Origin of the sequence: Bacillus sp. FSL H8-0545, from assembly GCF_038006105.1 — a bacterium.
Taxonomy (GTDB): Bacteria; Bacillota; Bacilli; order Bacillales; family Bacillaceae_G; genus Bacillus_A; species Bacillus_A cereus_U.
On sequence record NZ_JBBOUO010000001.1, the window covers coordinates 3248487 to 3264714 of the forward strand.

Sequence of the window (16228 nt, forward strand, 5' to 3'; positions counted from 1 at the left end):
ATGGAGAATTTCCTCCATAGCCTTTTTGTTCAATTTTATTAAACGACCATTTCACTATGCTTAATCTTAAGCGTTTCGATTTGAATTGTAGCATGTTCAATATGGAACTCCTGTTTTAACATAGTAATAATATTTTGAAGCACTTCTTGATCGTCCTGTTTTTTATCGATCATTACATGGACACTTAATGCATCTAATCCTGATGTAATTGTCCAAATGTGGAGATTGTGTATATCACGTACACCCTCTACTTCTTTAATAGCTTGCTTAACTTGTTCTATCTCAATTGAAACAGGTGTACCCTCCATAAGTATATGAATGGAATGTTTTGTTACTCCCCATGCACTCTTTAAAATTAATAGCGCTACAAACACTGAAATAATTGGATCTGCAATATACCATGAAAATAACGACATAAGTGCACCAGCTACTACCGCACCAACTGAACCTAAAGCATCTCCAAGAACATGTAAATATGCGCTACGTAAATTGACGTTATTTTTCACATCACCTTGTCTCATAAGAGCCCATGCACTAATTAAATTTGCTAGTAAACCAATTGATGCGATTAACATCATCGGACCACTTGCTACAGTTGGTGGTTCAAAAAACCTTCCAATCGCTTCCCACACGATAAGTCCAGCTACAACAAATAATGTAATACCATTAATTAATGCCGCCAATATTTCAAAACGATAATATCCATACGTTTTTGTAGAAGTAACAGTTCTAGCTGCTAATCCAATGGCAATTAAACTTAATAATAACGAACTCGTATCACTTAACATATGTCCTGAATCAGATAATAAGGCTAAACTATTTGTAACTAGTCCTCCAAAAAATTCAAGAAACATAATAATTGCCGTAATTACTAATGCCGTAATTAAACCTTTCTTATTCCCTTCTCTACTCTCTTCAAAATGATGATGTCCGTGGGAATGCCCGTGAGTATGCCCATGATGTTGGTGACCGTGATGATGTCCCATATAAATTCCTCCTTTTAATCTTGTTTTATCTTTAATAATTCTTCTATTGAATTTTCACTTTATTTATAAACGGCTCTTTTCTTACTTGAATTGAACTTGTTGGACAGCCGTCACTAGCTGCCAACATTGCTTTCAAGAAAATTTTTGGGATTCCCATTATTCCTTCATTGTTATCTAATACACCAAATGATTTTCCTTTTCCATCTAATTGATATATATCAGGAGCTACGGAAGCACATAATCCACATGACCCACAATTTTTTTTATTTACGACAGTATAATGTAACAATATAAATCACCTCCGATATCCACATACAATACATAGGTAGGGTATATTAAACCGTTTGTTTTATACCCATTTTCATTCTTAAATAATAATGACATATCGGTTTTAAATCGTTATCAAATTCATAAACTAATGGTGTTCCTGTTGGAATGTTTACATATTCTATATCTTCATCTGAAATTTGATCTAAATATTTTACTAAAGCTCTTATTGTATTTCCATGCGCTGCAATAATCACTTTTTTTCCATCTTTTAAATTAGGGACTATTTCTTCATCCCAATATGAAACAACTCGTTTTTCTGTATCTTCTAGATTTTCTGTAAGGGGAAACTTATTATCTTTTAAATCTCTATACTTCGGATGTGCCGCTTCATATCTCTCATCATCTTTTGTAAGAGCTGGTGGGCGTACATTTGTTGAACGTCTCCATAAAGTTACTCTCTCATCACCATATTTTCTCGCTGTTTCTTCTTTATTTAATCCTTGAAGTGCACCGTAATGTCTCTCATTTAATTTCCATGTTTTATGAATAGGTATCCACATCAAATCCATTTCCTCAAGAGTAATCCACAAAGTACGCATCGCCCTTTTTAAAACAGATGTATATGCTATATTGAATGAGAATCCATTGGCTTTCAAAACCTCTCCAGCTTCTCTTGCTTCTCGAAGACCAGCATTTGATAAGTCTATATCTGTCCAGCCTGTAAACCGATTTTCAACATTCCATTCACTTTGTCCGTGTCTTATTAAAACGAGCTTAATCATACTTATTATCTCCTCTCCTTTTAAAATTGCATTTTCATAAAGAAATTTCTTTATGAAAATGCCTTACTACATATCGAATTCTTTATTTTTCATTTCACTACTATGACTAAACGCTAATTCAATTAATCCATTTACATGAGAATCATCTAATGAATAAAAAACAAGTTTTCCTTCTTTACGCTTTTTTGCTAATCCTATTGTTTGTAACAGTCTTAAATGATGCGAAGCCGTTGCAATACTACTATGAATAATACTGGCGACATCACGTACACAAAGTTCCTTTTCCGTATACAGTGCATACGCAATTTTTAATCGTGTTTCATCCGCGAGTGCCTTGAACATTTTCGCTACACTACTTATATTTTCTTTCTCCAACATATCACTTGCATGTTTTACTTTTTTCTCATCATGATAACAAAGTTCACAATGTTCTTCTTTCATAAGTAACACCTCTTATTCAAATATATATTTGATTATGTATGTAGTATACCTTATTAATCAAAAACATTCAAACGTTTATTTGAATGTTTTTGATTAATACCTTAAATATGTTTATATAGCAAAGAGAATCCCACATAAAACATAGGATTCTTTTTATATTATTATTGATTTCTCCAAAATAAATTCCCTCTACAAATGACTAATATACCTTAATCCCTTACTTAAAGAAGTCGGCACAACAGATGCATGATTCTCTCCTTCAGCTTCATAAAACTTAAATCTTAACTTCTCATGTTTTAATTGGAGTAGACGCTCTGATAATTCATTTGCATCTACAACCATATGCTCTCGTTCTAAGGAACCAACTGTAAGGAATACTCCCGTTTCAACCTTAGCATTGTTTAATTGATTTATAAGGTTCTCTTCTTTTTCAAGTACAGATTGGTTATTCCACCAAATAGACGGACTACTAATAAAATAATTTTGAAAGGCATTTACATTTGTAAATAGTATATGTAATGCAAATAATCCGCCTAGAGAATGTCCAAATAACGTTTGCTTCTCTTTATCAATTTCAAAATTATTTTCAATTTGTGGTTTCAATTCTTCTTCAATAAACGTAAAGAAGTTATGTGCCCCTCCTGTTTTAGGCCACGGTTTACCATCCGGTTTTAAAGGAGCATCTTTTGAAATTACGGCAGGTGTAAAATCATAGCATCTTTCCTCTCCTGAAAATGCCCCTTCAATCGGATATCCAATACCAACTATAATAGCTGGTGAAACACCTGTTTTTTCTGCTCTAACTGATTGTATTTTAACCGCTTCATGGAATGTTTGAAAAAAGGCATTGCCATCTAATACGTATATGACAGGATATCCTGACTCTGGTGCTGGCTGCCTCGGCTTTGAAATATGAATTTGATATTCCTTATCTTCTAATTTTGAATATATTTTCCACTGTTCTGTATTAGATGTAATAATCTGCTGTTTTTCAATAGTAGTATTCATCTTATATCCCCCCTTTAACTCGTTACATATATTTCTACTTTTTCTTCTTGAGATACAACGCTATCGTATCCGAAACAAACAGGAGACCCATTATACGGATCAATCATGACACGCGCATCAATATGAAATACTTCTTTTAATACTCCATTTGTAATGATTTCTTCTGGGCTACCAGTTGTAACAATTTCCCCTTCCTTCATTGCAATAATCTCATCTGAAAATCTAGCTGCATGGTTAATATCATGTAATACCATTACGACCGTACAATTATGTTCTTTATTTAATTTCTCCACGATTTGCAGTACATCTAATTGATGAGACATATCAAGGTATGTAGTTGGTTCATCTAGTAATAAGACTTCTGTCTGTTGTGCTAACGCCATTGCTAGCCAAACCTTTTGTCTTTGTCCACCTGATAAATTTGCAATTTGTCTCGTACGAAATGCTGACGTTTTAGTTACGTCTAATGCCCAATCAATCATTTCTTTATCTTTTGCCGTTAACTTATTCACGTTATTGCGATGTGGATAACGCCCATAAGAAATTAATTCTTCAACTTTAAGCTCTCCTGGAGCGATTGGATTTTGCGGAAGTAACGCTAATTGCTTTGCAATTTCTTTCGTTGGAATTGTATTTAAATCCTGCCCTTGCAAATACACTTTACCGCTTTTTTGCTTTAAAATTCGTCCCATCGTTTTTAATAGTGTTGATTTCCCGCACCCGTTTGGCCCTATAATTGTCGTTACTTTTCCTTCTTGTATTTCCACATTTAAATCGCGAAACACTGTAAGCTTTTCATAGCTCGTTTCTAAATTCTTTGCACTTAAAATACTCACTTTTATTCCCCCTCTTACGCTTTCGCCTTATAAAGTAAATATAAGAAATACGGTACACCGACAATAGAAATAACGATTCCAACTGGTAACTCTACAGGTGTGAAAACTGTTTTTGCAATAAAGTCTGAAGCAATTACAAGAAACATTCCTATTACTCCGCACGTAGGAATTATATATTTATGCTGAATACCGACGAGCCTTTTCGCTATATGCGGTGCCATTAATCCAATGAAACCAATACTTCCTGAAACAGCAACACATGCACTCACAAGTCCTATACTACTTAATAGTAAAATTGATTTCTCTCGTTCTACTGCAACACCTAAACTCGTAATACTCGTTTCTTCCAATTGAAATAAATCTAATAAATAAGCTTTCTTTTGTATAAGCGGAATTAAAATGATAAGCCACGGTAACATAGCAACAATATACTTCCAGTTTGCACTATATATACTTCCAGATACCCAAACTGCAGCCATTTCAAAATCAGTTGACTTCATTTTGAGTGATAAATACATAGAGAATGCTCCAAATCCTGATCCAATTGCAATCCCTGTTAATAAAAGTCGCTGCGAGTCTAGCTTACCGTTTTTCCAAGAAAACAGATAAATTATTATCGCTGCACCTAATCCACCTATTAAGCCAAACATCGGCATCATCATTATAGAAACCCAGTCTGTGCTCTTTAATTGCCCTTGAAAGAAAAACATAAAAATTACGATTGCTGTACCTGCCCCGGCATTCACTCCTAAAATACCTGGGTCTGCCAATCCATTTCTCGTAATCCCTTGAATTACAGCACCCGCAACGCCGAGGCCTAATCCTACTAATCCAGCAATTATAATGCGCGGGAGACGAAAATCAAAAATAACTAAATCATGCTCTGGTACTGGGTCTATTCTAAAGAGTGTTTTAAATACATCTGTAATCGTAATATCAAATGTACCATTCGTTAAACTAATATAAATTGCACCAAAAATTAGAAATATAATAATCCCCATCGTCATTCCAAAACGTTGACTTGAACTTTTAGGCATGTCTCTCTCCTCCTCTTGTACGGATTAAATACAGGAAGAATGGAATTCCAATTAAAGATGTAACAACTCCAATTGGCGTTTCAAATGGATAATTTACAAACCTACTTAAAACATCACATAATGCTAAGAAAATTCCACCAATAACGCCTGCACATGGCAAAATCCACTTATAATCTACCCCAATTAAAAAGCGAGTAATGTGTGGAATAATTAATCCTACAAAACCAATTTTCCCAACTAAAGCAACTGCCGTTCCAGTTAAAAAAATTACTGATAAAATCGCCATTGCTTTAACTAGTTTTGTACGCTGTCCTAGATTAATAGAAACTTCTTCTCCTAAAGAAAGAATGGTAATAGATTTTGATATGAACAGTGCTAAAACTATCCCAATTATCCCAAAAGGTATCGTAATTTTAATTATATTAGGATCCACTTGATCTAACTTTGCATTAAACCAAAAACTAACATTTTGAGAAATTTGGAAATACGAAGCCATCGCGGCCGATACACTGCTTAAAAATGTTCCAATAACTGTTCCTATAATTGCTAATCTAACAGGGGATAATCCATTTTGAAGGAGTGAACCAAAACCGAACACGATACCGGCTCCTAGTGCAGATCCAATCATTGAACATAAAACCATACCGATCGATGACATTCCTGGAAGGAAAATCATACTAAGTGTAATAACAAAGGCTGCACCATCCGTCACACCCATAATAGAAGGGGATGCAAGATAGTTTCTTGTCATCCCCTGCATAAGTGCTCCTGATATGGCTAGAAATGCTCCGACTAAAAGAGCTGCAACTACCCTTGGTAAACGTGAAGTAATAATAATATTATGATTTACATCGCTTGAATCAAAATGAAATAATGCATTCCACACTGTTTCAGCATCAATACTTTTCGCCCCATACAAAATAGAAAGTATAACTGTAAATAGGATGAGTATGGGTGCTATACATAATATGGTTACTGGTACTGCATTTGTTTTCTGCATATCATTCAACGCACCTTACTTATTATATTATTTAGATAAGTTTTTCACTGCTTCTTTTAAGAATGCTGTTTTACTCCAAGCTGTACCACCTTGTGCCATTGGATCTACAACGTTTACAAATACTTTCTTTTCTTTCGCAGCATTCATACTTTGCCAAATTGGATTATTTTCAATGTCTTCTAGCACTTTCGGTTTATTATTTTCGCTTGCCTCGTATTGTAAGAAGATATAGTCAGGATTAACTTCAGCTAGTTTTTCTAAAGAAATCTTTTCTTGTGCTTTTACAGTTTTTAATTGTTCCGGCGCAGTTAGTCCAAGATCTTTATAAATTACAGGATTAAAGTATACTCCTTCTGGGTATAGGAATAAGTCATTTGCTCTTAATCTAATTACAAGTACTTTTTTATCTTTTAACTTATCTCCAAGTTTTGCTTTTGCTTTTTCAGCGTCTGTATTGTAATCTTTAATAATTTTTTCTGCTTTATCTTTTTTACCAGTTAGTTCTCCCATTAACTTTAAATTATCTTCCCAGTTTGTTGAAACATGTGATACTGGGAACGTCGGAGCTACTTTCGTAAACTTTTCAGCTGTTTCTGCTGGGAATTTCGTACTTGATGTAATAACATCTGGTTTTAATTGAAGTAATGTTTCAAAATTCGGCTCCATTTTCTCACCAACAGACTTCGCACCCTCTAAATCTTTTTCAAGATACTTTGGTAATTTCCCTCCTACAGTAATTGCCCCTACTGGTTTAATTCCAAGTACTGCTGCATCTTCCATTGACTCTAAACTAGCTGTCGCAATTTTATCTACTTTTGCTGGCACTGTATATTCTTTACCTAGGTATGTAATTTTTCGTTTTTCGTCTTTTTTCGTCTCACTAGCCTTTGTTTGTTGTTTTTGTTCTCCTGAAGTTTTATCTGCACTATTACATGCTGCTAAACCTACACTTAAAACTGTTACCATCCCTAATGTAAATAATTTCTTGTTCATCTTTATATATCTCCTCTCGAAATCTGTAAATAGATTATTTTTATATAAAAACTTAACTACATGAAACTTGTCCCACACATATATTTCATTAGATTAATGATTTTATCCGGAACTCATTCTCGTTCACTTCCCCTAAACTATAATTCTTTTTACACCTCATCCGTTGATAATCACTTTCAATGATAATGATTATCGTTACTAAGTATATATTTAATATTAAGTTATTTCAAGAATGATTTGAAAAATTTTAACAAATTGAATAAAAAAAGAAGTATCCCCGCTATCAGGAAGATACTTCTTTTTTAGAAATTTATATGTATTTCAACTGGACAATGGTCTGATCCCATCACTTCACTGTTAATTTTCGCACCTGTTATTTGATCTTTTATTCTTTCCGAGACAACAAAATAATCTAAACGCCATCCGATATTTTTCGCTCGTGCTCCCATACGATAAGACCACCACGAATATGCACCTTCCTGATCAGGATAAAGATGACGATACGTATCAACAAATCCTTCTTCTAAAACGCGTGTGAATTTCTCTCTTTCCTCGTCAGAGAATCCAGGGTTTTTGCGATTACTTTTTGGATTTTTTAAATCTATTTCTTTATGAGCAACATTTAAATCCCCACAAAAAATCACTGGTTTCTTTTTATCTAACCGCTTAATATAAGCCCTGAAATCATCTTCCCATTCCATTCTGTACTCTAAACGTTCTAATCCTCGTTTAGAATTTGGTGTATACAGCGTTATCATATAAAAATCATCAAATTCTAACGTAATAACTCGTCCTTCTTGATCGTGCTCTTCAATTCCTAAACCGTATGTAACAGAAAGCGGTTCTTTTTTCGTAAAAATTGCCGTTCCTGAATAGCCTTTTTTCACAGCATAATTCCAATATGTATAATACCCCTCTGGATTTAAATCAATTTGTCCACATTGTAATTTAATTTCTTGTAGACAAAATATATCTGCATTGGATTCCTCAAGATATTCTAAAAATCCACCTTTTGCGATAACTGCACGCAAACCATTTACATTCCATGAAATTAACTTCACTTATGGTCCTCCTCTTGATGTTCACTTTCAAAGTTCATGCTATCACAAAATAGAAAAACAATCATACTTTCACCTTTGTAATCTTGCTCTTACATCCGTAATTGCGTACATATGTGCTTTATTCAGGTTATACTAATTTCAGAGGTGATGTTCTTTGCAAAATGAAGGATTTACATTGACGAGTGAGTATTGGCAAGCAATTATTCATAATGATTCTTCATACGATAACAGATTCTTTTATGCTGTAAAATCAACCGGGATTTTTTGCCGACCATCGTGCAAATCGAGAATACCGAATAAAAACAACGTACGAATTTTTCTAAATGCAGAGCAAGCATTGCATGAACACTTTCGTCCGTGCAAACGCTGTAAACCAAACGGGATAACTTTACCTAATAAAGAGTGGGTAGAACAAATTAAAGACTGTATCGAAAAGCATTTTGATGAAGTATTAACTCTCGACATACTTGCAGAAATGTGCCACGGTAGCCCATTTCATTTACAACGCACGTTCAAAAGAATGACAGGTATAAGTCCAATAGAATATATACAGCAATTCAGAATTACAAAAGCGACAGAATACCTATCACATACAAATCAATCCATTATGGAAATTAGCACTGCTGTTGGGATAGAAAACCCGGAGTATTTCGCGACTTTATTTAAAAAGAAGACGGGATTTACCCCTACTGAATATCGAAAAAAGCACGGAACAAAAGAGGAATGAAATAATGAAACCATATGAAAATAAAACTATATATTGGACATTGCTTATTCATAAACATTGGCGTATGCATATTGCCGCCACTTCAAATGGATTATGCTTCATCGGATCACAAAATAAAACTATTGAGGAACTAAATACGTGGGCTAAAAAAAAACTTCCACAGCATACATTCATCCAAAATCCAGATTATTTGCAAACATATACAAAAGAACTTGTCGAGTATTTGGAAAACAAACTAGAAACCTTTACAATTCCTATCGATGTTTACGGAACTGCATTTCAATTATCTGTTTGGAGTACGGTACGTGAAATTCCTTATGGAAAGACATATTCTTATTCAGAGATTGCAGAAAGAATTCAAAATCCTAAAGCTGTACGTGCTGTTGGAGCTGCTATTGGAGCTAATCCTCTTCTAATTACAATTCCTTGTCACCGTGTTATAGGAAAAGATGGAAAGCTAACTGGTTTTAGAGGTGGGTTAGAAATGAAGAATGAATTGCTCAAATTAGAAGCGCTTCGGGAGGAATAAATATGACAGAAGGTTGTAATGAAATATTATCTTTAGTCGTTCCAAAAGAATTTAGTTTTCAAGAAAACTTACGCTATTTAACGCGTTCTAAAAATGAATGTATGTTTCATGTTGAAAACAATAAAATCTATAAAGTCATTCCTATTCAAGAAGTAAATCCTTTCGTTGAAATTTGTTTGAATGCCGATGATAATATTCAAATACGTTTTTTAGGAGAATCATATATCTCTGAAAAACGAGTCCGCGATGCTGTAGCTAACTATGTAAAAGAGTGGTTTGATTTAACTACTGATTTAGCTCCCTTTTATAAATTAGCAAAACGTGATCCGCTCCTTCAAAAACCCCTTGAAAAGTATTATGGGCTTCGCACTTTAGGTATTCCCGATCTATTTGAAGCACTGTGCTGGGGGATTCTCGGTCAACAAATCAACCTCACATATGCCTATACTCTAAAAAGAAGATTAGTCGAAAACTTTGGCAATTATGTAGAATGGAACGATAGAAAACATTGGATATTCCCCTCACCTGAAGTAATAGCAAATCTACGTGTAGAAGATCTCGCAATATTAAAAATGACTACGAGAAAATGTGAATACTTAATTGAAATCGCACAGCTCATTACAGAAGGTAAATTATCAAAGGAATCTCTATTACAAATACAAGATGTAAAGCAAGCTGAAAAACAATTAACTAGCATTCGCGGTATAGGGCCATGGACGGCTCACTATGTTTTAATGCGTTGCTTACGATTCCCTTCAGCCTTTCCAATTGATGATGTCGGTCTGCATAATGCTATCAAATTTATTACAGGTGCCGAAAAGAAACCGACCAAAAACGAAATAAAAGAATTTGCAGCAAATTGGATACATTGGGAGTCTTACGCGACTTTTTATTTGTGGCGGGTGCTATATTAAAATTTCCTAATAAAAAATAGATAGGCAAACCTATCTATTTTTTCACATGTAAAAACTTCACACATACTGGTTCTGGAACATTTACACCCGCCTGTACAAGCGTTAACTTACCTGTCAATTCATTCCTAGTAAATAAAGTCAATGTATTAGATTTTTCATTCGCAGCAATTAAAAATCTTTCGGTCGGATCTAAAGAAAAGTCCCGTGGCCAATCCCCTTCTGTCGATACTGTTTCAATAAGAGTTAGCTCTCCATTATGCCCATTTACTCGGAAAACTGCGATACTATTATGCCCTCTATTTGCTGCGTAAACGAATTTGCCATCAGAAGAAATATAAATTGCACTTCCATAACTCTCTTCACTATACTCTTCAGGTAATGCCGAGATGTATTGTTTTTCTTTAAAACTGCCACTCTGTGCATCATATTGCAGTACAATAATTTCTGAACTTAATTCTGTCATAACATATGCATACTGCACACTTGGATGAAATATAAGATGCCTTGGACCACTACCATGTTTTACAGATAAACGGGTAACTTCTATTAATTCTCCATCACTTTCTTTATATGTAATCAACTTATCTATTCCTAAATCAACTGCTACTACATATTTTTCATCAGGAGTAAAATCCATATAATGAGCATGTGCCTTTTCTTGTCTTTCTTTATTTAGTCCTGACCCTTTATGTTCTACAATTGCCTTAGCAACATTTAAACTTCCATTATCCTTTTTCACTAAATAGGACTCTACTGTTCCTTTATGATAATTCGCTGCTACTACTATACTATTCTCCCGATTCACACTTACATAGCAAGGCGATGCCCCTTCGAAAACTTGCATATTAATCGAATTTAGATTACCGGATTTATTATGAATGGAAAAACTAGCAATTCCACCTAATCCATTATCTTTCGCAACAGAATAAAGGTACTCGTTGTTATGACTAATCGTTACATATGTCGGACTTCCTATATGAGCTGCTAATTCAATCCCTTTAATTTCTCCAATGTTCGTATCAAGTATAAATTTATAAATCCCCTTACTATCCACCTTTGTATATGTCCCTATATAACCATGATACTGATTTTCACTCATAACATTTCCCCCTTTTACACATGTCTTGTAAACAAGTTTCACCTTGTATTTTTACTATAGAAAAGAACCAAGTAGTACTTCATGACTACTTGGTTCTCTTTTTAAGCTTGCTCTTCAAATCGTCTTGCGATTTCTACAATAACTTGAACAGCTTTTTCCATAGTATCTACCGAAACATATTCAAATTTACCATGGTAGTTTTCACCGCCAGTAAAAATGTTTGGTGTTGGTAATCCCATATATGATAATTGAGATCCATCTGTCCCGCCGCGAATTGGATGAATATTCGGTTCAATATTTAAACTTTTCATTGCCTCATAAGCAATATCAACAATTTCTCTCACCGGTTCAATTTTTTCAAGCATATTATAATATTGATCGTTCATCTCTAAAACAATTGCATCTTCGCCGTACTTTTCTTGCATGTTTTTCACAATATCTTGGATGTTATTTTTACGCGCTTCAAAATGATTACGATCAAAATCTCGAATAATATAATAAGCTTTACTTTGTTCAACATCACCATTTAAAGAAAGTAAATGATAAAACCCTTCATATCCCTCTGTATATTCTGGCGCTTCTTCTACTGGCAAGTATCTATCAAATTCCATAGCGAGTTTACTTGCATTACGCATTTTATTTTTCGCTGTTCCAGGATGTGTATTTGTCCCTTTAAAAGTTAACTTAGCGCTTGCAGCGTTAAAACTTTCATATTCTAAACCACCTAATGGACCTCCGTCCATCGTATAGGCAAAGGATGCACCAAACGCTTCTACATCAAAATGCGATGGTCCACGGCCAATTTCTTCATCAGGTGTGAACGCTACTCTTATTTTCCCGTGTTTAATTTGCGGATTATGTATTAAATAATTCATTGCCACCATAATTTCTGTAAGACCAGCTTTATCATCTGCCCCAAGAAGTGTTGTACCATCAGTTGTAATAATTGTATGTCCTTTATATGATGGTAGTTCCGGGAACTGTTCTGGCGTTAGTACAACGTTTAACTCTTCATTTAACGTAATTGCTTTCCCATCAAAATTTTCATGAATTTGTGGTTTTACGTTTTTCCCTGTAAAGTCTGTCGCTGTGTCTAAATGTGCTAAAAAGCCGATTACAGGAACATCTTTATCTGTATTTGCAGGAAGTGTTGCCATTACATAACCATTACCATCCATCGTCACTTCTGATAATCCAATCTCTTTTAACTCTTCTACTAATAACTTACCAAATTCAATCTGTCCTGGTGTTGTTGGCACTGTATGACTTTCTTCATTTGATTGTGTATCAATCTTCACATATCTCGTAAATCTTTCAATAAGTTCTTGTTTCAAATTCGTTCACTCCTTTTTATATTTCTTTCTCTATTATAATCCTTAAAACGAAATATTTTAACTTTTTTGACTGTGAAGATGTATATTTCATGTACATTGTTAACACTTTTAAAAGAACATAAAAAGACATAATATTTGTACATTAAAATTCTAACATGTAATATACATAATTATATAATGGGAGGTTTAAAAGATGAGACTAACTCTCTTTCGCTATTTTCTTTTTTTCTTAGGATTAATTTTCTTTGGGCTCGGAAACGCTCTTGCAGTCAAAGTTAAATTCCTCGGGTTACATCCTTGGGAAGTTTTAAATATGGCTCTCTATGAACGATTCGGATGGACACTTGGTACTTGGAGTGTTATATGCGGGTTATGCCTCGTACTTATTTCTTTACTAATAGATCCAAAATATATAAACGTAGGCACATTTTTAAATGCATTGCTTATCGGCCCTATTATGGACTTTTTCTTACAATCAAACATCCTTCCAAACGCTACTGATTATTTATGGATAAATTTATTCATTTTGTTTTCTGGTATTGTAATTACAGGTATTGGGGGCGGTATGTACGTTGCGGCTGGAATTGGTGCTGGACCTCGTGACGGATTCATGCTTACTATTTCTGACAAAACTGGACTGTCTATTAGCCGGGCTCGAATCATTGTAGAATGCGTTGTACTAGTTATTGGATATATGCTAGGAGGTCCTGTTTTCATCGTAACTTTTCTATACACTTTTATTCAAAGTCCAATCTTTCAGCAATCATTTAAGATATTTCAAACACTCTTACATACTTTACATAACAAAAACCAAGAGCAAATTAATGAAAATATATAAAACATAACTTAATACCAATTACTCTTTTCATTAACTTTCTTACAAATAATTCACCCTACTTACGATTCCCACCGCAAATAGGGTGTTTCTTTTTTCATCCGATAATATATATTTAATTAAACATCAAGAGCATATACTACTCATTCACAATAAAAGTATATACATCATTATAAATACAACCATTGACCCTAATAACATACTTCCCAGGCTCACTAAAACTAATTGTGTATTTGTTTAACTGAATTTCCTCCTTATTTCCAGAAAGAACGTCGATGCTTCTACCACTCAATAAATAAGATTCACTTTGATTCAGCGCTACATTAATAGCATTGAACTTCTCCTCTTTCACTTGCGTTGTTTCTGCAGCGCTTACACTTGGTTCTAAAAAAAGTAATCCACTTAATCCAATTGAACCCGCTAGAGCTACTCCTGCAAATTTTTTCATTTTTTTCATCACAATGGCCTCCTTATAATTTTAGTGTAAAGGCGATGTCCCCCCTACACCACAAAGCCTATATGTTAGGAAATGAAAAGTAAACGTGTACAGTAAGACAAAATTCTACATTTTTCTCTCCTATTGAATATAAATCCAGCGTTTGGAGTTTTGTCACATTTAAAATTGTTTTCCTAAACCAATTTTCCAATAAATTATTCAAAAGCTGAATAATTACTTATTTGATTTAACATTCTAAAAATAGTTGATAAAAACTATTTCTCTTCAAAAAAAGAGTGTGTTTTAAAAGTAGTTTTTAAAACACACTCCATATAATCCATTTCATTTCTCTCTCCATAATCTCTCTACATTTATTAATTGCTCGTCTTTAAATTCTAGCTTATATACGTCTGGCTTTGATGTATTCATTAAAAATTCAATCCCATACTGGTTATCAAAATAGTTCATCATCAATGTCATTACAAGCCCATGTGTACCAACTACAATTTTATGTCCTTGAAAATCTATTAATATTTCTTTTAATATTTTCACGACTCTTCTCTGACAATCCACATACGACTCTCCTCCAGTTAGTGTGAAATCTGGATTAGAGAACATCTTCTTTACGAGTGGATACACTTCCTTATCTGATATAATCTTATCCTCACTTAAAAACCTACACTCTTTGAGATTTTCATATACTACTATTTCTTTTTCATGGAAATTAGCTGCCTTTTCTATCGTTAACATAGCCCTCTTATACGGACTTGAAATGAAAGTATCAATCCCCTCTGTTTTTAATATCTCAGTTACTTTATGAGCATCTAAAGTTCCCCTCTCAGTTAATCCACGTGTTCTTTCATCTCCTTCTAATTTTGGTGATTCACCATGCCTAACCATATAGATATATGTATTCATAAGTCCTCCTTGAAAATATTTATAAGTTAATTACTTATTTTAATCTCTGCCGTCTCAAAACTTGAGTACAATCAAAATATTAATTAATTCTTCTTTTAAACTATTTTATGAACTTTGCTAAACTGTTCGTCTAATCCATTCCCAAACTAAACTCTCAAATAGATCAGGCTGTTCAATTTGCAAATTATGTCCCGCCATATCTAACACCGCTAATGTTGCTCTTGGGTAATCTTCAATAATTCGTACAATATCTTGATAACCTACTGATATATCTTGTCTCCCAGCTAACAATAGAACTGGTTTCTCATATTTCTTACGTTAGAAGGAAGCCAATATATTTTTACCTTATCGAAATTCGAAACCTTATTCTTATTTGTTTCATTACCCTTTATTCTTCTATTTTCATTAACACAATTCTCCAACCATCCGGATCCTCTATCGTTATCCCCTTATCTTTCCAATATGGATTTTCTGGTTCTACTTCATCGTATCCCATTGCATGCAGCCTTTTACTCACTTTTTTCATTTCACTATCTTCACGCATGTAAAATACAAGTAAATTGTCTTTTGTTGGAGCCGGACAAGGGCTTCCATCTATATGTCTTGTAAATTCTAAATGATACTCTTCATCTGGTAGACCGAACATGATCCCATCATAGCCATCATGATCGTAGAATTCACCTATACGTTTTAAACCTAATCCTTTTTCATAGAATGCTATAACCTCTTCAAATTTATCAGTTGGACGTGCTATTCTAAACTTCACCCATTTCATCATGATTTTCCCTCCATATTTAAAATTAATTACTGTATTACATATTACTGTATTACATATTATTGTATATAATCAACACGTTTCTTTAATCCCTCATTAGTATGAGAATAGCTACATACAAAGGTCTTACTTAATACTCTATAATAACGAAAAACTCACCTCATCTAGAGAGAAGTTCCCATCATTTTATCCCGCTATTTGCGGGCAGTAAGACTCCCACCTCAAAATTCGGCGAACACGAGGGAGT

General features: G+C 34.0%; 19 protein-coding genes and 1 pseudogene. 4 read left to right on the top strand and 16 right to left on the bottom strand.

Annotated elements, in window-relative coordinates; genetic code table 11:
- Positions 1-38: 38 nt before the first annotated feature.
- The 10 genes from MHI07_RS16955 to MHI07_RS17000 all read right to left on the bottom strand — a co-directional run bounded on the left by MHI07_RS16955 (position 39) and on the right by MHI07_RS17000 (position 8414).
- Positions 39-986 (bottom strand): cation diffusion facilitator family transporter, encoded by a 948-nt coding sequence (locus tag MHI07_RS16955; RefSeq protein WP_340825272.1) that lies wholly within the window; start codon positions 984-986, stop codon positions 39-41.
- A gap of 43 nt (positions 987-1029) precedes the next feature.
- A complete protein-coding gene (locus MHI07_RS16960) occupies positions 1030-1275 on the bottom strand; it encodes a ferredoxin (RefSeq protein ID WP_002160814.1) in 246 nt (81 codons plus the stop codon).
- Between the two features lie 46 nt (positions 1276-1321).
- Positions 1322-2038, bottom strand: a complete 717-nt coding sequence (gene gpmA / locus MHI07_RS16965) for a 2,3-diphosphoglycerate-dependent phosphoglycerate mutase (RefSeq protein WP_340825275.1) — start codon at positions 2036-2038, stop codon at positions 1322-1324.
- Between the two features lie 66 nt (positions 2039-2104).
- On the bottom strand, positions 2105-2479 hold the full coding sequence (locus MHI07_RS16970; protein ID WP_002160812.1) for an ArsR/SmtB family transcription factor: 375 nt from the start codon (positions 2477-2479) through the stop codon (positions 2105-2107).
- A 189-nt stretch (positions 2480-2668) separates the two neighbouring features.
- Positions 2669-3487 (bottom strand): alpha/beta hydrolase, encoded by an 819-nt coding sequence (locus tag MHI07_RS16975; protein ID WP_340825278.1) that lies wholly within the window; start codon positions 3485-3487, stop codon positions 2669-2671.
- 14 nt (positions 3488-3501) lie between these two features.
- On the bottom strand, positions 3502-4323 hold the full coding sequence (locus MHI07_RS16980; protein WP_340825280.1) for an ABC transporter ATP-binding protein: 822 nt from the start codon (positions 4321-4323) through the stop codon (positions 3502-3504).
- A gap of 14 nt (positions 4324-4337) precedes the next feature.
- Positions 4338-5360, bottom strand: coding sequence for a FecCD family ABC transporter permease (locus tag MHI07_RS16985; RefSeq protein WP_340825282.1), 1023 nt, complete (start codon positions 5358-5360; stop codon positions 4338-4340).
- Positions 5353-6360, bottom strand: coding sequence for a FecCD family ABC transporter permease (locus MHI07_RS16990; RefSeq protein ID WP_340825284.1), 1008 nt, complete (start codon positions 6358-6360; stop codon positions 5353-5355). Before MHI07_RS16990 ends, MHI07_RS16985 begins: the two co-directional genes overlap by 8 nt.
- A gap of 27 nt (positions 6361-6387) precedes the next feature.
- On the bottom strand, positions 6388-7353 hold the full coding sequence (locus MHI07_RS16995) for an iron-hydroxamate ABC transporter substrate-binding protein (protein WP_078180963.1): 966 nt from the start codon (positions 7351-7353) through the stop codon (positions 6388-6390).
- Positions 7354-7655: 302 nt separating this feature from the next.
- Positions 7656-8414 (bottom strand): exodeoxyribonuclease III, encoded by a 759-nt coding sequence (locus MHI07_RS17000; RefSeq protein WP_340825289.1) that lies wholly within the window; start codon positions 8412-8414, stop codon positions 7656-7658.
- Positions 8415-8568: 154 nt separating this feature from the next.
- Here MHI07_RS17000 and MHI07_RS17005 point away from each other — a divergent pair, with 154 nt between their 5' ends.
- The 3 genes from MHI07_RS17005 to MHI07_RS17015 are packed head-to-tail and all read left to right on the top strand — an operon-like array spanning position 8569 to position 10584.
- Positions 8569-9141 carry an Ada metal-binding domain-containing protein gene (locus tag MHI07_RS17005; RefSeq protein WP_199659970.1) on the top strand — a complete coding sequence of 191 codons (573 nt, stop codon included), beginning with the start codon at positions 8569-8571 and terminating at the stop codon, positions 9139-9141.
- A gap of 4 nt (positions 9142-9145) precedes the next feature.
- Positions 9146-9670, top strand: coding sequence for a methylated-DNA--[protein]-cysteine S-methyltransferase (locus tag MHI07_RS17010; protein WP_002160804.1), 525 nt, complete (start codon positions 9146-9148; stop codon positions 9668-9670).
- 2 nt (positions 9671-9672) lie between these two features.
- Positions 9673-10584: a DNA-3-methyladenine glycosylase family protein gene (locus MHI07_RS17015; protein WP_340825294.1), complete on the top strand. Its 912-nt coding sequence runs from the start codon at positions 9673-9675 to the stop codon at positions 10582-10584.
- 34 nt (positions 10585-10618) lie between these two features.
- Here the strand turns inward: MHI07_RS17015 and MHI07_RS17020 are convergent, their stop codons facing one another.
- Together MHI07_RS17020 and pepT are read right to left on the bottom strand one after the other, a co-directional pair.
- Positions 10619-11683, bottom strand: coding sequence for a lactonase family protein (locus MHI07_RS17020; protein WP_340825297.1), 1065 nt, complete (start codon positions 11681-11683; stop codon positions 10619-10621).
- Positions 11684-11784: 101 nt separating this feature from the next.
- On the bottom strand, positions 11785-13017 hold the full coding sequence (gene pepT, locus MHI07_RS17025) for a peptidase T (RefSeq protein WP_078172968.1): 1233 nt from the start codon (positions 13015-13017) through the stop codon (positions 11785-11787).
- A 193-nt stretch (positions 13018-13210) separates the two neighbouring features.
- On the opposite strand from pepT, the gene MHI07_RS17030 reads away from it, so the two are divergent.
- Entirely contained in the window at positions 13211-13855 is a 645-nt protein-coding gene (locus tag MHI07_RS17030) for a YczE/YyaS/YitT family protein (RefSeq protein ID WP_340825301.1), read from the top strand.
- A 136-nt stretch (positions 13856-13991) separates the two neighbouring features.
- Here the strand turns inward: MHI07_RS17030 and MHI07_RS17035 are convergent, their stop codons facing one another.
- From MHI07_RS17035 to MHI07_RS17050, 4 genes and pseudogenes are all read right to left on the bottom strand, one after another.
- A complete protein-coding gene (locus MHI07_RS17035) occupies positions 13992-14309 on the bottom strand; it encodes a hypothetical protein (RefSeq protein WP_340825303.1) in 318 nt (105 codons plus the stop codon).
- Between the two features lie 321 nt (positions 14310-14630).
- Positions 14631-15206 (bottom strand): histidine phosphatase family protein, encoded by a 576-nt coding sequence (locus tag MHI07_RS17040; RefSeq protein ID WP_340825305.1) that lies wholly within the window; start codon positions 15204-15206, stop codon positions 14631-14633.
- A 117-nt stretch (positions 15207-15323) separates the two neighbouring features.
- Positions 15324-15524 (bottom strand): annotated as a pseudogene (locus tag MHI07_RS17045) (alpha/beta fold hydrolase); the annotation flags it as partial.
- Between the two features lie 70 nt (positions 15525-15594).
- A complete protein-coding gene (locus MHI07_RS17050; protein WP_002111302.1) occupies positions 15595-15984 on the bottom strand; it encodes a VOC family protein in 390 nt (129 codons plus the stop codon).
- Positions 15985-16228 lie beyond the last annotated feature (244 nt).

Coding starts and splice junctions, on each gene's coding strand:
- MHI07_RS16955 (WP_340825272.1), bottom strand. CDS start 986: ATGGGACATCATCACGGTCACCAACATCATGGGCATACTCACGGGCAT.
- gpmA (WP_340825275.1), bottom strand. CDS start 2,038: ATGATTAAGCTCGTTTTAATAAGACACGGACAAAGTGAATGGAATGTT.
- MHI07_RS16970 (WP_002160812.1), bottom strand. CDS start 2,479: ATGAAAGAAGAACATTGTGAACTTTGTTATCATGATGAGAAAAAAGTA.
- MHI07_RS16975 (WP_340825278.1), bottom strand. CDS start 3,487: ATGAATACTACTATTGAAAAACAGCAGATTATTACATCTAATACAGAA.
- MHI07_RS16985 (WP_340825282.1), bottom strand. CDS start 5,360: ATGCCTAAAAGTTCAAGTCAACGTTTTGGAATGACGATGGGGATTATT.
- MHI07_RS16990 (WP_340825284.1), bottom strand. CDS start 6,360: ATGCAGAAAACAAATGCAGTACCAGTAACCATATTATGTATAGCACCC.
- MHI07_RS16995 (WP_078180963.1), bottom strand. CDS start 7,353: ATGAACAAGAAATTATTTACATTAGGGATGGTAACAGTTTTAAGTGTA.
- MHI07_RS17010 (WP_002160804.1), top strand. CDS start 9,146: ATGAAACCATATGAAAATAAAACTATATATTGGACATTGCTTATTCAT.
- MHI07_RS17015 (WP_340825294.1), top strand. CDS start 9,673: ATGACAGAAGGTTGTAATGAAATATTATCTTTAGTCGTTCCAAAAGAA.
- MHI07_RS17020 (WP_340825297.1), bottom strand. CDS start 11,683: ATGAGTGAAAATCAGTATCATGGTTATATAGGGACATATACAAAGGTG.
- MHI07_RS17030 (WP_340825301.1), top strand. CDS start 13,211: ATGAGACTAACTCTCTTTCGCTATTTTCTTTTTTTCTTAGGATTAATT.
- MHI07_RS17035 (WP_340825303.1), bottom strand. CDS start 14,309: ATGAAAAAAATGAAAAAATTTGCAGGAGTAGCTCTAGCGGGTTCAATT.
- MHI07_RS17040 (WP_340825305.1), bottom strand. CDS start 15,206: ATGAATACATATATCTATATGGTTAGGCATGGTGAATCACCAAAATTA.
- MHI07_RS17050 (WP_002111302.1), bottom strand. CDS start 15,984: ATGATGAAATGGGTGAAGTTTAGAATAGCACGTCCAACTGATAAATTT.